Source organism: Vibrio hepatarius, from assembly GCF_011806575.1.
GTDB classification, from domain to species: Bacteria; Pseudomonadota; Gammaproteobacteria; order Enterobacterales; family Vibrionaceae; genus Vibrio; species Vibrio hepatarius_A.
In genome coordinates this window covers 17,026-33,458 of sequence record NZ_JAATOO010000030.1, presented here as the reverse complement: position 1 = coordinate 33,458, position 16,433 = coordinate 17,026, and the positions used below count along the sequence as shown (strand labels likewise).

General features: G+C 45.7%; 14 protein-coding genes. 10 read left to right on the top strand and 4 right to left on the bottom strand.

Annotated elements, in window-relative coordinates; translation table 11 throughout:
- Positions 1-90 precede the first annotated feature (90 nt).
- The gene (gene lpxC / locus HCZ42_RS18925; protein WP_167422280.1) at positions 91-1,008 is read left to right on the top strand and encodes a UDP-3-O-acyl-N-acetylglucosamine deacetylase; all 918 of its coding nucleotides are present in this window, start codon (positions 91-93) and stop codon (positions 1,006-1,008) included.
- 64 nt (positions 1,009-1,072) lie between these two features.
- Here lpxC and HCZ42_RS18920 read toward each other — a convergent pair whose 3' ends face one another.
- Entirely contained in the window at positions 1,073-1,534 is a 462-nt protein-coding gene (locus HCZ42_RS18920) for a DUF721 domain-containing protein (RefSeq protein ID WP_167422279.1), read from the bottom strand.
- 320 nt (positions 1,535-1,854) lie between these two features.
- On the opposite strand from HCZ42_RS18920, the gene secA reads away from it, so the two are divergent.
- The 6 genes from secA to HCZ42_RS18890 all read left to right on the top strand — a co-directional run bounded on the left by secA (position 1,855) and on the right by HCZ42_RS18890 (position 11,922).
- The gene (gene secA, locus HCZ42_RS18915; protein ID WP_167422278.1) at positions 1,855-4,581 is read left to right on the top strand and encodes a preprotein translocase subunit SecA; all 2,727 of its coding nucleotides are present in this window, start codon (positions 1,855-1,857) and stop codon (positions 4,579-4,581) included.
- Positions 4,582-4,773: 192 nt separating this feature from the next.
- Entirely contained in the window at positions 4,774-5,175 is a 402-nt protein-coding gene (mutT, locus tag HCZ42_RS18910; protein ID WP_167422277.1) for an 8-oxo-dGTP diphosphatase MutT, read from the top strand.
- Between the two features lie 80 nt (positions 5,176-5,255).
- Positions 5,256-6,065, top strand: coding sequence for a 4-hydroxy-tetrahydrodipicolinate reductase (gene dapB / locus HCZ42_RS18905; protein WP_167422276.1), 810 nt, complete (start codon positions 5,256-5,258; stop codon positions 6,063-6,065).
- 482 nt (positions 6,066-6,547) lie between these two features.
- On the top strand, positions 6,548-7,687 hold the full coding sequence (carA, locus tag HCZ42_RS18900) for a glutamine-hydrolyzing carbamoyl-phosphate synthase small subunit (protein ID WP_167422275.1): 1,140 nt from the start codon (positions 6,548-6,550) through the stop codon (positions 7,685-7,687).
- A gap of 16 nt (positions 7,688-7,703) precedes the next feature.
- A complete protein-coding gene (gene carB / locus HCZ42_RS18895; protein WP_167422274.1) occupies positions 7,704-10,934 on the top strand; it encodes a carbamoyl-phosphate synthase large subunit in 3,231 nt (1,076 codons plus the stop codon).
- A gap of 208 nt (positions 10,935-11,142) precedes the next feature.
- Positions 11,143-11,922: a TSUP family transporter gene (locus HCZ42_RS18890; protein WP_167422273.1), complete on the top strand. Its 780-nt coding sequence runs from the start codon at positions 11,143-11,145 to the stop codon at positions 11,920-11,922.
- Here HCZ42_RS18890 and HCZ42_RS18885 read toward each other — a convergent pair.
- Positions 11,858-12,718, bottom strand: coding sequence for a LysR family transcriptional regulator (locus tag HCZ42_RS18885; RefSeq protein WP_167422272.1), 861 nt, complete (start codon positions 12,716-12,718; stop codon positions 11,858-11,860). The two genes, HCZ42_RS18890 and HCZ42_RS18885, sit on opposite strands and share 65 nt — an antisense overlap.
- A gap of 135 nt (positions 12,719-12,853) precedes the next feature.
- Positions 12,854-13,231 (bottom strand): autonomous glycyl radical cofactor GrcA, encoded by a 378-nt coding sequence (gene grcA / locus HCZ42_RS18880; protein ID WP_167422271.1) that lies wholly within the window; start codon positions 13,229-13,231, stop codon positions 12,854-12,856.
- A gap of 325 nt (positions 13,232-13,556) precedes the next feature.
- On the opposite strand from grcA, the gene nfo reads away from it, so the two are divergent.
- The 3 genes from nfo to HCZ42_RS18865 all read left to right on the top strand — a co-directional run bounded on the left by nfo (position 13,557) and on the right by HCZ42_RS18865 (position 16,048).
- Entirely contained in the window at positions 13,557-14,447 is an 891-nt protein-coding gene (gene nfo, locus HCZ42_RS18875) for a deoxyribonuclease IV (protein WP_167422270.1), read from the top strand.
- Positions 14,448-14,715: 268 nt separating this feature from the next.
- Positions 14,716-15,402, top strand: a complete 687-nt coding sequence (ung, locus tag HCZ42_RS18870; RefSeq protein ID WP_167422269.1) for a uracil-DNA glycosylase — start codon at positions 14,716-14,718, stop codon at positions 15,400-15,402.
- 94 nt (positions 15,403-15,496) lie between these two features.
- A complete protein-coding gene (locus HCZ42_RS18865; RefSeq protein ID WP_167422268.1) occupies positions 15,497-16,048 on the top strand; it encodes a hemerythrin domain-containing protein in 552 nt (183 codons plus the stop codon).
- A gap of 56 nt (positions 16,049-16,104) precedes the next feature.
- Here the strand turns inward: HCZ42_RS18865 and HCZ42_RS18860 are convergent, their stop codons facing one another.
- Entirely contained in the window at positions 16,105-16,287 is a 183-nt protein-coding gene (locus tag HCZ42_RS18860; protein WP_167422267.1) for a DUF3545 family protein, read from the bottom strand.
- Positions 16,288-16,433 lie beyond the last annotated feature (146 nt).

The window sequence follows — 16,433 nt, the reverse complement described above, 5'->3', positions numbered from 1 at the left end:
ACAATTTGACACTGTTCAAAATTGTGGTAGGATTCACAGTCGATATTGCATATCGACTGTGATTTGTAGCAATTTACTGAGGCAAAGTAGATGATCAGACAACGTACTCTGAAAGAAATGGTGAAAACAACTGGTGTGGGTCTCCACTCTGGTCGTAAAGTCACGCTTACTCTTCGCCCGGCTGCTGCAAATACTGGAGTTATCTATCGTCGTACCGATATGAACCCACCAGTAGATTTTCCTGCAGACGCTTTATCTGTTCGCGATACTATGCTGTGTACAGCACTAGTAAATGACGAAGGTATTCGTATCTCAACGGTTGAGCACCTTAATGCGGCGCTTGCGGGTATGGGTCTCGACAACATCGTTGTTGAAGTCGATGCACCTGAAATCCCAATCATGGACGGCAGTGCTAGTCCATTTGTGTTCCTGCTGCAACAAGCGGGCATTGAAGAACAAAATGCGCTTAAGCGTTTTATCCGTATTAAGAAACCAGTTCGCTTCGAAGATGGCGATAAGTGGGCAGAGCTTGTTCCTTACAACGGTTTCCGTATGGATTTTGAGATCGAATTTAACCACCCAGCGATCGAATCAGACGAGCAGCACCTTGTGTTTGATTTCTCTTCACAAGGTTTTGTGAAAGAAATTTCACGTGCACGTACGTTTGGTTTTATGCGCGATATCGAGTACTTACAGTCGCAGAACCTTGTTCTAGGCGGTAGCTTTGATAACGCAATCGTGCTGGATGACTACCGTATCCTGAATGAAGAAGGTCTTCGTTTCGAAAACGAATTCGTGACTCACAAAGTATTGGATGCAATTGGTGACCTTTACATGTGTGGCCACCCAATTATCGGTGAATTCCGCGCATTCAAGTCGGGTCACGGTCTGAACAACCAGCTACTTCGTGCCGTTCTTGCAGATCAAGAAGCATGGGAATGGGTAACATTCGAAGAAGATGCACCTTCACCAGTCGCATTTGCTGAACCAAATATGGTTATCGCGTAAAAATAAGATTATTAAAAAAGCCAGACGTAAGTCTGGCTTTTTTATATCTGCAGTTTCTTATTAATCAGCTTTCCGCTTTTTTGGCCAACTTAGCCAAGCTCTCAAGGCGTGCTTTAACTTTGGGCGATGCACCACTAGCGATCATATTGAGGTATTGCGCTGCATTTTCTGAAATTGGATCACGCGGCTTTCGCTCTGCGGGATCTTTAGTTTGTTTATTGCGATATAAATATGGGTTGATCTGCACCGTAATCGCCATCAAACGTGCAAAACCTCGTGAGCGAAGTTGGTTAAGGATCGACAGGCGTTCATAATCAAGTTTCATTTTGATCCCGGCACTGGCAACTTCAATCACCAGTTGACCGTCACGAACGTTTGCCACCCGGCAATGATCTTCCGTGCCGCGCGGTAAGATCGCTTTTAGCTCTTTATTGATCAACATGATCTCTTCGGCATGCTTCTGCAATTGAGAAAAGCGTGATTCCGCGATGATTTCATCCCCAAGGGTAGGGCGGTGATCTCTCATAGTGAGCCTCGAATCAGATATATAGCTCTATTCTAGTCAATGAGATGGTGGGAAGATAGAGCGCGTTACGAATAAACTTCCAGCATATAAGGGCAAAAAATTAAGAGTGCTTCAAACAAATAAGGATGTTATTGGTTGTTGGCGGTAAAATCCCATAAACTAAGCGCCTCAAATAAAGAGATAAGCCTTGAAATTGACAGTTCTCATCACAATATCTGAGGAAAGTGATTTATCTCAGTATTCTTAGTTCAAAACTGTTAGAGACTGAAGGCATTAAAAGTAGATCGGGCCCGATCTAAGTAAAGAGAGATTCATAGCAAATGATAACTAAGCTACTGACAAAAGTAATTGGCAGTCGCAACGATAGAACACTGCGTCGCCTTAGAAAAATTGTAAAAGAGATTAATAACTACGAACCAACATTTGAAGCACTTTCAGATGATGAATTAAAAGCAAAAACTGTAGAGTTTCGTCAACGCCTTGAACAAGGTGAGTCGTTAGATAGCTTACTTCCTGAAGCGTTTGCAACAGTTCGCGAAGCTTCGAAACGTGTTTACGGCATGCGTCATTTCGACGTTCAGCTTATCGGTGGTATGGTCCTTAACGCTGGTCAAATCGCAGAGATGCGTACTGGTGAAGGTAAAACCCTAACTGCAACACTTCCGGCATACTTAAATGCGTTACCAGGTAAAGGTGTACACGTTGTTACCGTCAACGATTACTTAGCGAAGCGTGACGCGGAAACTAACCGTCCACTGTTTGAATTCTTAGGCATGACGGTTGGTGTTAACGTACCAAACATGCCGCCACACGAGAAGAAAGAAGCTTACCAAGCTGACATCTTGTACGGAACAAATAACGAATTCGGTTTCGACTACCTACGTGACAACATGGCTTTCCGAGCGGAAGACCGTGTTCAACGTGACCGTTTCTTCGCGGTCGTGGATGAAGTGGACTCAATCCTTATCGATGAAGCGCGTACACCGCTGATTATTTCTGGTCCAGCAGAAGACAGCTCAGACCTGTACATCCGTATCAATACTCTGATCCCACATCTTCAACAGCAAGACAAAGAAGACTCAGAAGAATACCGCGGCGACGGCCACTACACAGTGGATGAGAAGTCGAAACAAGTTCACCTGACAGAAACAGGTCAGGAGTTCGTTGAAGAGTTGATGACGAAGAACGGATTGATGGAAGAAGGTGATACCCTTTACTCACCAGCTAACATCAGCCTATTGCATCATGTTAATGCAGCGCTTCGTGCACACGTGTTATTTGAGAAAAACGTCGACTACATTGTGACTGATGATGGCGAAGTGGTCATCGTTGATGAACATACTGGCCGTACTATGCCTGGTCGTCGCTGGTCTGAGGGTCTTCACCAAGCGATTGAAGCGAAAGAAGGCGTTAAGATTCAAAACGAAAACCAGACGCTGGCATCGATTACCTTCCAGAACTACTTCCGTCTATACGAAAAACTGTCAGGTATGACAGGTACAGCGGATACGGAAGCGTTTGAATTCCAATCGATCTACGGCTTGGAAACGGTGGTAATTCCAACCAACAAACCAATGATCCGTAACGATATGCCGGACGTGGTGTACCGTACAGAAGTTGAGAAGTTCAACGCGATCATCGAAGATATCAAAGAGCGTGTGGCAAAAGGTCAGCCGTCGTTGGTTGGTACTGTTTCGATCGAGAAATCAGAACTGCTGTCTAACGCGCTGAAGAAAGCTAAGATTAAGCACAATGTCCTCAACGCGAAATTCCACGAAAAAGAAGCGGAAATTGTTGCTCAAGCAGGTATGCCTGGTGCAGTGACTATCGCAACGAACATGGCTGGTCGTGGTACCGATATCGTATTGGGCGGTAGCTGGCAGGCAAAAGTTGAAGCGCTAGAAAATCCAACTCAAGAGCAGATCGACGCGATTAAAGCCGAATGGAAGATTGTTCACGACCAAGTGCTTGACGCTGGTGGTCTACATATCATCGGTACCGAGCGTCATGAATCTCGTCGTATCGATAACCAGTTACGTGGTCGTTCTGGTCGTCAAGGTGACGCGGGTTCTTCACGCTTCTACCTATCGATGGAAGATTCACTACTGCGTATCTTCACTTCAGACCGTATGGCAAGCTTGATCCAAAGCGGTATGGAAGAAGGCGAAGCGATCGAGTCGAAGATGCTGTCTCGTTCAATCGAAAAAGCACAGCGTAAAGTCGAAGGTCGTAACTTCGATATCCGTAAACAGCTGCTTGAATACGATGACGTAGCCAACGATCAACGTAAAGTTGTCTACGAATTACGTGATGAGCTCATGGTTGCTGATGACATCAGTGAGATGATCGAGCAAAACCGTGATGACGTACTGAATGCAGTGATCGACGAGTACATCCCACCACAATCGCTTGAAGATATGTGGGACATCGAGGGGCTAGAAGACCGTCTGAAGAAAGACTTCGATCTAGACGCGCCGATCAAACAGTGGCTAGAAGAAGACGACAAACTTTACGAAGAAGCACTTCGTGAGAAGATTGTTGCGACTTCAGTTGAAGTATACAAAGAGAAAGAAACCGTTGTTGGTGAGCAAGTTCTGCGTAACTTCGAAAAATCAGTGATGTTGCAAACGCTAGATACGCTTTGGAAAGAGCACTTAGCGGCAATGGACCACTTGCGTCAGGGGATCCATCTACGTGGCTACGCGCAGAAGAACCCGAAACAAGAGTACAAACGTGAGTCGTTTGAACTGTTTGAAGGTCTATTAGAAGCACTGAAGTCAGACGTGATCACTATCCTTTCAAAAGTACGTGTCCAGCAACAAGAAGAAGTTGAGCGTATGGAAGAGCAACGTCGAGCGCAAGCGGAAGAAGCGGCACGCCGAGCGCAAGCTCAACACGCGTCAGCGGAAAACCAACTATCAGACGGCGAAGAGGAGCAAGGTGCTCACCAGCCAGTGGTTCGCGACGAGCGTAAAGTGGGTCGCAATGAACCTTGCCCATGTGGTAGTGGTAAAAAATACAAACAGTGTCATGGCAAAATTGCCTAAGATTCTTTGAATCGTCGCTGTAGGCTGCGATTACTGCGTTAATGGTACTCACTTACTAGCGTAAGCTCCGTGCCATTGCCTTGTTCTCGCAACCGACAGCTTAGCTTCAAAAAGAACCTTAAATTATTATGAAATATAAAAGAGTCGCTTAGGCGGCTCTTTTTTTAAGCCGAGATTGATTAAGGAAGTAAGATGAAACGTATTCATATCGTAGCGGCGATTATTTTTAATCAAGATAAGTCAGAGATCTTTATTACTAAACGCCCAGACGATAAGCATAAAGGCGGCTTTTGGGAGTTTCCGGGTGGGAAAGTTGAACCAGGAGAAAACATTGAACAAGCGATGATTCGTGAACTGGAAGAAGAGATAGGTATCACCGCAACGCAACAAAGTCTGTTTGAGCACCTTGAATACGATTACCCAGATAAGTCACTAAAGTTTGATTTTATCTGCGTAACGCAATTTGAAAACCAGCCTTACGGCAAAGAAGGCCAACAGGGTTTGTGGGTAAAAATCACTGATTTAGAAAATTATGTATTTCCTGAGGCCAACGTGCCAATTCTAGAAAGAGTGATGAAAGAATTTTCTTGCTAGCCACAGCTCATGAATATTGTTAGTTTAAATTAACTGGCTTGAGGTATCAGCCCCGAATATTAGAATAATGGAGAAGTGCAATGGTACGTATTGCAATCGCAGGAGCAGCGGGCCGCATGGGTCGCAATCTGGTTAAAGCAACTTTTTTGAATAAACAAGCACAAGTTGGTGCAGGTTCAGAACGACCAGAATCATCGTTAGTTGGTGTTGATGTCGGTGAGCTGTGCGGTGAAGGCAAGTTTGATATCGCGTTGACAGATGATTTAGCCAAAGAGATCGAGCAATTTGATGTCATCATCGATTTCACAGCGCCAGCAAGTACATTAGCCAACCTAGAGCTGTGTAAGCAACATGGCAAGAGTATTGTAATTGGCACCACTGGCTTTACCGATCAAGAACGCGAATTGATCGATGATATTGCTCAGCAAGTGCCAGTCGTAATGGCGCCAAACTACTCGGTTGGCGTGAACTTGGTTTTCAAACTGCTCGAAAAAGCGGCTAAAGTGATGGGTGACTACTGCGATATTGAAATCGTTGAAGCTCACCACCGCCACAAAGTAGACGCACCATCAGGTACCGCTATTGGTATGGGGGAAGCTATTGCTGGTGCGATGGGTAACCAACTGAATGATGTCGCGGTATACGCTCGAGAAGGCATTACCGGCGAACGCACCAAAGATGAGATTGGTTTTGCGACCATTCGTGCTGGTGATATCGTCGGCGAACATACAGCAATGTTTGCTGATATTGGTGAGCGTGTAGAGATCACCCACAAAGCCACCGACCGTATGACGTTTGCCAACGGTGCGGTAAAAGCTGCGGTGTGGTTGAGTGACAAACCCGCGGGATTCTACACCATGACCGATGTGTTGGGTCTGAACGATTTATAAAATACATAATTATGCGCTGGGCTTGCCCGGCGCTTTTTGTATCTGGCAAAAACAATCTCAGATTAATATGACAACAGCGTGAAAAATACCGTCATTTAAAATGTTGTTTTTAGCTGTTTGGTTCTATTTTTGGTTGTTTGATGGTAAAAAGGCATGCTGATGCTTGTTGTGTAACGTTTGCTTTTTCTTGTTGCTTGAAAGTGTGATTTGGATCTTTGTTTTATTGTGCTGTTTCACTTAGTTTTCATTTTGACTAGCAAATAACCTGATTAAACTTGGTATTTTAGGCGTCTAAATGGTTTTTTGTTGCTAACAGGGTTAAATAGTAAATTTATTTTTATCTCGCTGTTGACACATCTCACACGCATCTTTAGAATACCGCCAATTTGTCTGTAATACCTATTTACGCTTATTTATAGCGCTATGGAAGGCAGATTTGCACTTAAATTTATTATATTTGCATTTTTATTCTGGAGGTTGTCTTGAGTAAATCAGCACTGTTAGTCCTAGAAGATGGGACAGTGTTCCGCGGTGTTTCCATTGGAGCAGATGGTACGTCCGTCGGTGAAGTCGTTTTTAATACCTCGATGACGGGGTACCAAGAAATCCTCACTGATCCTTCCTATTCACAACAGATTGTCACACTAACTTATCCTCACATTGGCAATACCGGAACCAATTCCGAAGACGAAGAATCTTCTTCAATTCATGCACAAGGCCTTGTGATTCGCGATCTTCCTCTTATCGCTTCTAACTTCCGTAACGAACAATCCCTTTCTGATTACCTAAAGTCACAAAATATCGTTGGCATCGCTGACATTGATACACGTAAGCTGACCCGAATCCTTCGTGAGAAAGGCGCGCAAAACGGTTGTATCGTGGCTGGTGATAACCTAGACGAAGCGCTTGCACTAGCAAAAGCGCAAGAATTCCCTGGCTTGAAAGGTATGGACCTTGCGAAAGAAGTTACAACAAAAGAAGCGTATCAATGGAAACAAGGTTCGTGGACGCTCGAGGGTGGCCTTCCAGAAGCGAAAGCTGACGGCGAATTGCCATACCACGTTGTGGCTTACGACTTCGGTGCAAAACGTAACATCCTGCGAATGCTGGTTGACCGCGGCTGCCGCTTAACGGTTGTTCCTGCTGAAACGTCAGCGGATGAAGTGTTGGCACTAAACCCAGACGGTGTGTTCCTATCGAACGGTCCTGGTGACCCAGAGCCATGTACCTACGCGATTGAAGCAACTAAAGTGTTCCTAGAGAAAGGCCTGCCAATTTTTGGTATCTGTCTAGGTCACCAAATTCTGGCGTTAGCGTCGGGTGCACAAACAGTGAAAATGAAGTTTGGTCACCACGGTGCTAACCATCCGGTTAAAGATTTAGACCGTAACGTTGTGATGATCACTTCGCAAAACCACGGCTTTGCGGCAGATGAAGCAACATTACCGGAAAACTTACGTGCAACTCACGTATCACTATTTGATGGCTCTTTACAAGGCATTCACCGTACAGACAAGCCAGCATTTAGTTTCCAAGGTCACCCAGAAGCAAGCCCAGGTCCACACGACGCGGCACCGCTATTTGACCACTTTATCGAACTCATTAAAAAACACAGCGCTTAATTCGGAGTAGTAGATAATGCCAAAACGTACTGACATTCAAAGTATTCTAATTCTTGGTGCTGGTCCGATTGTTATCGGTCAGGCATGTGAGTTTGACTACTCTGGCGCACAAGCGTGTAAAGCTCTTCGTGAAGAAGGCTACCGAGTCATCTTGGTTAACTCTAACCCAGCAACCATCATGACTGACCCTGAAATGGCTGATGCGACATACATCGAGCCAATCCAGTGGGAAGTTGTTCGCAAGATCATCGAGAAAGAACGTCCAGACGCAGTTCTGCCAACAATGGGTGGCCAGACAGCGCTTAACTGTGCGCTTGATCTAGAGAAGCACGGCGTTCTTGCAGAGTTCGGCGTAGAGATGATTGGCGCAACGGCTGACGCGATTGATAAAGCAGAAGACCGTTCTCGTTTTGATAAAGCGATGAAGTCTATCGGCCTTGAGTGTCCTCGTGCTGATACCGCGAAGACGATGGAAGAAGCTTACAAAGTTTTAGACATGGTTGGCTTCCCTTGTATCATCCGTCCATCGTTCACCATGGGTGGTACGGGTGGCGGTATTGCGTACAACAAAGAAGAGTTCGAAGAAATCTGTCGTCGTGGTCTGGACCTATCGCCGACCAACGAACTGCTTATCGACGAATCGCTAATCGGTTGGAAAGAGTACGAAATGGAAGTGGTTCGCGACAAAGCGGACAACTGTATCATCGTATGTTCAATCGAGAACTTCGACCCAATGGGCATCCACACGGGTGACTCAATCACAGTTGCACCAGCACAAACACTGACTGACAAAGAATACCAGCTAATGCGTAACGCATCGCTAGCGGTTCTACGTGAAATCGGCGTTGAAACGGGTGGCTCTAACGTACAGTTTGGTATCAACCCGAAAGATGGCCGTATGGTTATCATCGAGATGAACCCACGTGTATCTCGCTCTTCTGCTCTAGCGTCAAAAGCAACAGGTTTCCCAATCGCGAAGATTGCAGCGAAACTGGCGGTTGGCTTCACTCTGGATGAGCTACAAAACGACATCACAGGTGGCGCAACACCAGCATCATTTGAACCAACTATCGACTACGTTGTGACTAAGATTCCTCGCTTTAACTTCGAGAAATTTGCGGGTGCAAACGACCGTCTGACAACACAGATGAAGTCGGTAGGTGAGGTGATGGCGATTGGTCGTAACCAACAAGAATCTCTTCACAAAGCACTGCGCGGCCTAGAAGTTGGCGCAACTGGCTTTGATGAAATGGTTGACCTAGAAGCACCAGATGCACTCACTACGATTCGCCACGAGCTGAAAGAAGCAGGCGCGGAGCGTATTTGGTACATCGCAGACGCTTTCCGTGCGGGTATGTCAGTAGATGGTGTATTCAACCTAACGCAAATTGACCGCTGGTTCCTAGTTCAAATTGAAGAAATAGTGAAACTGGAAGAGCAAGTAAAAGCGGGCGGTTTCGCTGGTCTAACTCAAGACGTACTTCGCCTGATGAAGCGCAAAGGTTTCTCTGATGCTCGTCTATCTAAACTACTTGGTGTGGCTGAAAGCGAAATTCGTCGTATGCGCGACCAGTACGACATCCACCCAGTTTACAAACGTGTGGATACGTGTGCGGCTGAGTTCTCTTCTGACACGGCTTACATGTACTCATCTTACGATGACGAATGTGAAGCGCAGCCTACAGACAAAGACAAGATCATGGTATTGGGCGGTGGTCCAAACCGTATCGGTCAAGGTATCGAATTCGACTACTGTTGTGTACACGCGTCACTAGCGCTACGCGAAGACGGTTACGAAACCATCATGGTGAACTGTAACCCAGAAACGGTATCAACAGACTACGATACGTCTGACCGTCTGTACTTCGAACCAGTTACTCTGGAAGATGTACTGTCTATCGCGCGCGTTGAAAAGCCAAAAGGTGTGATTGTTCAGTACGGTGGTCAAACACCACTTAAACTGGCTCGCGCACTAGAAGCGGCTGGCGTGCCAATCATTGGTACAAGCCCTGACGCGATTGACCGCGCGGAAGACCGTGAGCGTTTCCAAGCAGCAGTTGAGCGTCTAGGCCTTCTACAGCCACAAAACGCTACTGTAACAGCAATGGAGCAAGCGGTAGAGAAGTCGAAAGAAATTGGCTTCCCATTGGTTGTTCGTCCATCTTACGTGTTGGGTGGTCGTGCGATGGAAATCGTATACGATGAGCAAGACCTACGTCGCTACTTCAACGAAGCGGTTAGCGTATCAAACGAATCACCAGTACTACTAGACCGTTTCTTGGATGACGCGACGGAAGTCGACATCGATGCTATCTGTGACGGTGAGCGCGTCGTTATCGGCGGTATCATGGAGCACATCGAGCAAGCGGGTGTTCACTCAGGCGACTCAGCATGTTCGCTTCCTGCTTACACGCTAAGCCAGGAAATCCAAGATAAGATGCGTGAGCAAGTTGAGAAGCTAGCGTTCGAACTTGGTGTACGCGGTCTGATGAACACGCAGTTTGCTGTGAAAGACAACGAAGTGTACCTAATCGAAGTGAACCCTCGAGCTGCACGTACCGTTCCGTTCGTATCAAAAGCGACCGGTGCACCACTAGCGAAAATTGCAGCACGTGTAATGGCTGGTCAGTCTCTGGAATCTCAAGGTTTCACTAAAGAGATTATTCCTCCTTACTACTCAGTGAAAGAAGTCGTGCTTCCATTCAACAAATTCCCTGGTGTTGACCCACTATTGGGCCCAGAAATGCGCTCAACGGGTGAAGTAATGGGTGTGGGCACGACGTTCGCTGAAGCTTACGCGAAAGCGGAACTTGGTTGTGGTGCGATTTACCCTGAAGGTGGTCGTGCGCTACTGTCAGTTCGCGAAGGCGACAAAGAGCGTGTGGTTGACCTAGCGTCTAAGCTAGTGAAGCTTGGCTATCAGTTGGATGCGACACACGGTACCGCGGTGATTCTAGGTGAAGCGGGTATCAACCCTCGTCTAGTGAACAAAGTACACGAAGGTCGTCCTCACATTCTTGACCGTATCAAGAACAATGAGTACACCTACATCGTTAACACGGCAGCAGGTCGTCAAGCGATTGAAGACTCGAAAGTGCTACGTCGCGGCGCATTGGCTGAGAAAGTGAACTACACCACAACGTTGAACGCAGCGTTCGCAACATGTATGTCTCACGCAGCAGATGCAAAAGCGTCAGTAACTTCGGTACAAGAGCTGCACGCAAAAGTGAAAGCAAGCTTAGCGTAACGAATAACAAATCGGTAAACCTCAGGTTTACCTGACAACCTCATTGCCCGCTCTATAGAGCGGGCTTTTTTATCTCTGCTTGTTCGTTGAACTCGAATACATACAGATTGTTGAATTTTAGGAATAGGTTGTAATCGAAGCTTTCGTTAACTCAATTATTTGCTCGGTGGTAACGTATAGCAATCGAGTTATAAGTGTTTGAAATACTATGGAACTATCTTTTGAGCTTCTTAGCATACTGTTTATTGTCGCCTCTGCGGCGGGATTCATTGACGCTATGGCTGGTGGTGGAGGCTTATTGACGCTGCCCGCGTTACTTGCCGCAGGCGTGCCACCGACTCAGGCGTTGGCGACCAATAAGTTGCAAAGCTCATTCGGCAGCTTTTCTGCCAGCTGGTACTTTATCCGCAATGGCATTGTCAGCCTAAAAGAGATGCGTTTAGCGATCGCTTGTACCTTCGTTGGTTCTGCCGTGGGCGCAGAAGCGGTGCAGTACATTGATGCTGGCATTCTCACCAGCTTGATCCCTATTTTATTGATCGCTATTTCTGTTTACTTTCTATTGATGCCAAAAACGACTCAGACAGAGGGCAAAACAAAAATGCCAGAAGCGCTGTTTGCATTCTCTGTCGGGGGCGGGATCGGCTTTTATGATGGCTTCTTTGGTCCTGGGACAGGCTCTATCTTTACGGTCTGTTTTGTCGCGTTGGGTCATTTTGGTTTGGTTGAAGCGACGGCTCGAACTAAGGTGCTCAACTTTACTTCCAATATCGCCGCACTGCTGTTCTTCGTACTGGCGGGATTACCGATTTGGGGGTTGGGCCTAGTGATGGCGGTTGGTGGTTTTATCGGTGCAAGGCTTGGTGCTAAAGTGGTCGTGACCAAAGGACAGAAGTGGATTCGCCCTTTGGTGATCACTATGTCTATGCTAATGGCTCTGAAGCTACTTTGGGAACAGCATCAACAATGGATTCTATCAATGTTTTGATTCGCTCGTTTCGATAGCTCGACGGTCGCAAGCAGATATGAATCGGACGATAGAGCGGTTTGAGCTGCTCAAAATGATGGCAGTACTTAGCGTCGATTTTTAGCGTTTTGATTACCGAGAGTGGCACTAGCGCAGGAGCGATGCCCGACAATGCTAACTGAGCGGCAGCCGAGTAAGAGTCCATCTCCATTATTGGTTGCATGTTGAGCTTGTTCAGAATTGCGAGCTGATAGGTGTTGGCTGGGTTATTGAGGTCATTCGTAATGATGGTGCTGGGCAGTTCAGTAAGCGGTTGACTGTAAACAATACTGAATGGCTCATCCAATAAATGGAACGTCATCAAGTTATGATGATTTGGTAAGTAACCCGCACAGATACCAAGTTGCGCTTTGCCAGATTGCACGTGTTCAACAATTCGTGGTGTGTGGTTAGTCGTGATGACAAGGTATGGGTCTTGTCGATAACGCTGGCCTAGCACTCCTGCCAAATATCCAGCGACGAGTGTTTCTGAGCAATCGAGTTTAATGACGCTGCTTTCTACGACCGATTGTTGCTCATAAATGAGCCCACGAAGTTCATTGAAGGTCGGCCCGATACTCTCGATAAGGTTAATTGCTTCTTGAGTGAGCTGAACATTTCGTCCCTCCGGAACGATCAGTTTCTTGCCTAAGCGTTTTTCTAAGTTCGCTACCCGTTTACTGACCGCTGATTGGCTGATGTAAAGCAGACTGCCAGTGCGGCTCATGGTTTTTGCTTTACTTAATACCAATAAGGTCTCAATGCCTTCCAATAGCATAATAAACCAATGAATATGAGGAATAGGTGACTTAATTTAACGGATTTGTTGTCGTTATGCACCAAGGTCTATTTGAGAAGAGACAAAAAAGCGGCGCTGTTAGAGCGCCGCTTTTGTTAGAATCTAGCTTAAAGCTTATAGAGTCTCAGTAAAAGTACGAGCAATTACGTCGCGTTGTTGCTCTGGAGTTAGCGAGTTAAAGCGAACTGCGTAGCCAGATACACGAATAGTTAGCTGCGGGTATTTCTCTGGGTTTGCTACAGCGTCTTCAAGTGTTTCACGTTTTAAAACGTTAACGTTTAAGTGTTGACCACCTTCGATACGTGGTGCAGTTTCGATAGCCACTTCGCGGCTTTCGTACTCACCTAGGTCGTTGATTGCAACGACTTGGTCTGCTTCGTAACCTGCTGTAGCTGCAACACAACGTGCTTCGCTCTTTTCGCTATCAAGTAGCCAAATAGAGTTTAACAGTTGGTCATTTGCTGCTTTAGTAATTTGAATGCCTTGGATCATCACTGTCTCCTAGTCCACAACTGTGGTGTTATTGGTGTTAACTTTCGAATTTCGTCGAGCTGAGTATTATATAGCGAATAACCATCGCTCTCATATTGATTTAAGTCAATTAACAACGAAAAACATTAATTTTGCGATGGTTATTTTGTTGAGTTAAATCAATAAAAGCTTTAAAAACAGGGTTTTTACAGTTTGTTTGACAATATAGAGTTTTGTTTAAAAATGCATTTTGTTGTAATTTTACTACAAAATGCGGTTATTACAGGAATCGGAAAAGATAACTCTCTGAAATTCGGTTCGTATGCTGAAAGTGTAAAGTGATTAAATGACAGTATTAGAAAAGTCGTCTGGAAGTAAGTTCATTGGCGCACACGTATCCGCTGCTGGTGGTGTTGACCAAGCTCCTTTACGAGCAAAAGAGATTGGAGCAAACGCGTTTGCTTTATTTACTAAGAACCAACGTCAATGGGCAGCCAAACCGTTGGAAGAGAAAACGATTCGTGCGTTTAAAGCCAATTGTCAGATGCTGGGGTATCAATCACAGCATATTCTTCCGCATGATTCTTACTTGATTAATTTAGGTGCGCCTGAAGAAGAAAAACTCAATAAATCGAGAGAAGCGTTTATTGATGAAATGCAGCGTTGTCAGCAGCTTGGTTTGTCTCTACTGAATTTTCACCCAGGCAGCCACTTAAAGAAGATCTCTGAACAAGAGTGCTTGAGTAAAATTGCCGAATCGATCAACTTAGCGCATCAAGCCGTGCCAGATGTGGTTGCTGTGATTGAAAATACCGCCGGTCAGGGGACAAACTTGGGTTGGAAGTTTGAACATTTAGCCGAAATCATTGAACAAGTAGAGGACAAGGCGCGTGTGGGCGTGTGCTTAGATACCTGTCATACGTTTGCAGCGGGGTATGATTTACGCTCGTTTGACGCGTGTGAGGAGACATTCGCTGAGTTTGACCGTGTGGTCGGTATGCACTACCTCAGAGCAATGCACATTAATGACTCAAAATCTTTACTTGGCAGTAAGGTCGATAGGCACCATGCTTTAGGGAAAGGTGAGATAGGGTGGGATTGCTTTGAGTACATCGCTAAAGATGCTCGTTTTGATGGTATCCCGCTGATCTTAGAAACAATTGAGCCTGATATCTGGAAAGATGAGATTGCTCAGTTACGTCGCTTCCATCTTGAGTCAACAAAACAGAGCGAGTAGTAACAAAAGTGGCATCAATCTTCCATATAGTAGTTTGCAGGACAACTAATAGAGGATGCCACTATGTCTTTTTCACCAAAATCGATTACGCCAAGAACGATGGCGGCTAAGTTTACCCGCTTACCGGTTCCTAACCGCCATATCGCTGGACAAGGTCATCATCGAGCGCCACAAAAACATTAATGACAATCAGGGCTTTGTTCTAACGGGGCTTTTTTGCGACAATCAGTTTTGCAATTATGACCCTATATAATAGAAGGAACAGAGCATGAACTCGTCACTGACTTGGCATGATGTTATCGGTGCAGAGAAACAGCAGGACTATTTCCAGCAAACACTGAACTTCGTAGCGGCAGAGCGTGCTGCGGGTAAAGTGGTTTTTCCGCCAGCAGAAGATGTGTTTAACGCTTTTCGCGCTACCGAGTTTAGTGATGTAAAGGTCGTGATTCTAGGGCAAGATCCATACCACGGACCTAACCAAGCGCACGGGTTGTGTTTCTCTGTTCTACCCGGGATCAAAACACCGCCGTCACTGGTCAACATGTACAAAGAGCTTGCGCAGGATATTGAAGGGTTTCAGATCCCGCCACACGGCTACTTGCAAAGTTGGGCAGAGCAGGGCGTGCTGTTGCTCAATACCGTTTTGACGGTTGAACAAGGCAAAGCGCACTCGCACTCCAAAACGGGATGGGAGACGTTCACCGACAGAGTGATTGAAGCGGTCAACCAACATCAGAGCGGCGTAATATTCCTGCTTTGGGGAGCTCATGCGCAAAAGAAAGGCCGCTTTATCGATCGCAATAAACACCATGTGTTAAGCGCACCGCACCCATCGCCATTATCTGCACACCGTGGTTTTCTTGGCTGTCGACACTTTTCCCAAACCAACCAGTTGTTAGTTAACCAAGGAAAAACCGCGATTGACTGGCGCTTACCTTTTGATCTAACACAGTAAAATGACAATGTATGGCTAATTTTCGAGCAGTATCAAAGCTAACCTAGATATTCTCATATACACTTGTTAAAGATAGGTGTTAAGGAGAAACGCTATGATGATTGAAAGGATAAGACGTGAGCACGGCTATATGGTGCGTTTGCTGGCCGTGTTGAAACAGAAAATTGCTATGCTGGAACAAGAGCAACAAATTAACTATTCGTTGCTGCGTGAAATAGTGACTTATCTATCGGATCACTCAGAGCGGGTACATCACCCTAAAGAAGATATCATTTACCAATACTACTTAGATAAATTTGGCCAGCAGCAAGATATAGAAAACCTAGAGTTGGAACATAAGACGCTGTCGACTCAAACCCATGCATTTTTAGACACGGTAGATATGATCCTGAACGATGCTATCGTTCCGCAAGATATCTTTATCAGCCAGTTGAAAGAGTTTGTTTATTCGCAGCGACGCCACCTCGAAATGGAAGAGCAGTCGATCTTACCGCTGATTACACGCAGCTTTACGGTCAAAGATTGGCAAGCGGTGGAAGATATGTGGAGCGTTAACGAAGACGATCCGGTGTTTGGTGACACAATCGCTGAGCAGTACCAGCAGTTGGCGAAGCGAGTCAGACAAGACGCACAAGAATGCGTTTAATAGTTCAGGCTATTTAGCTAATAAAAAAGAGGCGTAACGCCTCTTTTTTAATCCATTTAAAAGTCGATTTGTTCCAGTTCTTCGAATCCGATATCCATTTCTTTCAGTTCGCGCTGGAGGCGTTGTCTATCTTTTATTGCCTCGATTTCTCGCCATTTACGTTTCACTGGTTTCGAGCGAGCGGCACGAGATCTTGGCATGCCCATTTCCATAATTTCTTCAAAGTTTAAGCCGTCCATAAGCTACCTCATTTTTTAATTATTACTCTTTGAAGCGGTATTGCTTAAATACCATTCTCCATGCAGCGTATCTTTGATTCGTTTCTCATTTGTTACGATTTCATGAAAGTTTTCTGGATAATTAATCCGTAGTTCACACATTTTTG

What these genes read in the sequence shown, in the direction of transcription:
- HCZ42_RS18885 (WP_167422272.1), bottom strand. Translation starts at nt 12,718, where the DNA reads ATGCTATTGGAAGGCATTGAGACCTTATTGGTATTAAGTAAAGCAAAA.
- ung (WP_167422269.1), top strand. Translation starts at nt 14,716, where the DNA reads ATGAACTCGTCACTGACTTGGCATGATGTTATCGGTGCAGAGAAACAG.
- secA (WP_167422278.1), top strand. Translation starts at nt 1,855, where the DNA reads ATGATAACTAAGCTACTGACAAAAGTAATTGGCAGTCGCAACGATAGA.
- carB (WP_167422274.1), top strand. Translation starts at nt 7,704, where the DNA reads ATGCCAAAACGTACTGACATTCAAAGTATTCTAATTCTTGGTGCTGGT.
- dapB (WP_167422276.1), top strand. Translation starts at nt 5,256, where the DNA reads ATGGTACGTATTGCAATCGCAGGAGCAGCGGGCCGCATGGGTCGCAAT.
- mutT (WP_167422277.1), top strand. Translation starts at nt 4,774, where the DNA reads ATGAAACGTATTCATATCGTAGCGGCGATTATTTTTAATCAAGATAAG.
- HCZ42_RS18865 (WP_167422268.1), top strand. Translation starts at nt 15,497, where the DNA reads ATGATGATTGAAAGGATAAGACGTGAGCACGGCTATATGGTGCGTTTG.
- HCZ42_RS18890 (WP_167422273.1), top strand. Translation starts at nt 11,143, where the DNA reads ATGGAACTATCTTTTGAGCTTCTTAGCATACTGTTTATTGTCGCCTCT.
- grcA (WP_167422271.1), bottom strand. Translation starts at nt 13,231, where the DNA reads ATGATCCAAGGCATTCAAATTACTAAAGCAGCAAATGACCAACTGTTA.
- nfo (WP_167422270.1), top strand. Translation starts at nt 13,557, where the DNA reads ATGACAGTATTAGAAAAGTCGTCTGGAAGTAAGTTCATTGGCGCACAC.
- HCZ42_RS18860 (WP_167422267.1), bottom strand. Translation starts at nt 16,287, where the DNA reads ATGGACGGCTTAAACTTTGAAGAAATTATGGAAATGGGCATGCCAAGA.
- lpxC (WP_167422280.1), top strand. Translation starts at nt 91, where the DNA reads ATGATCAGACAACGTACTCTGAAAGAAATGGTGAAAACAACTGGTGTG.
- HCZ42_RS18920 (WP_167422279.1), bottom strand. Translation starts at nt 1,534, where the DNA reads ATGAGAGATCACCGCCCTACCCTTGGGGATGAAATCATCGCGGAATCA.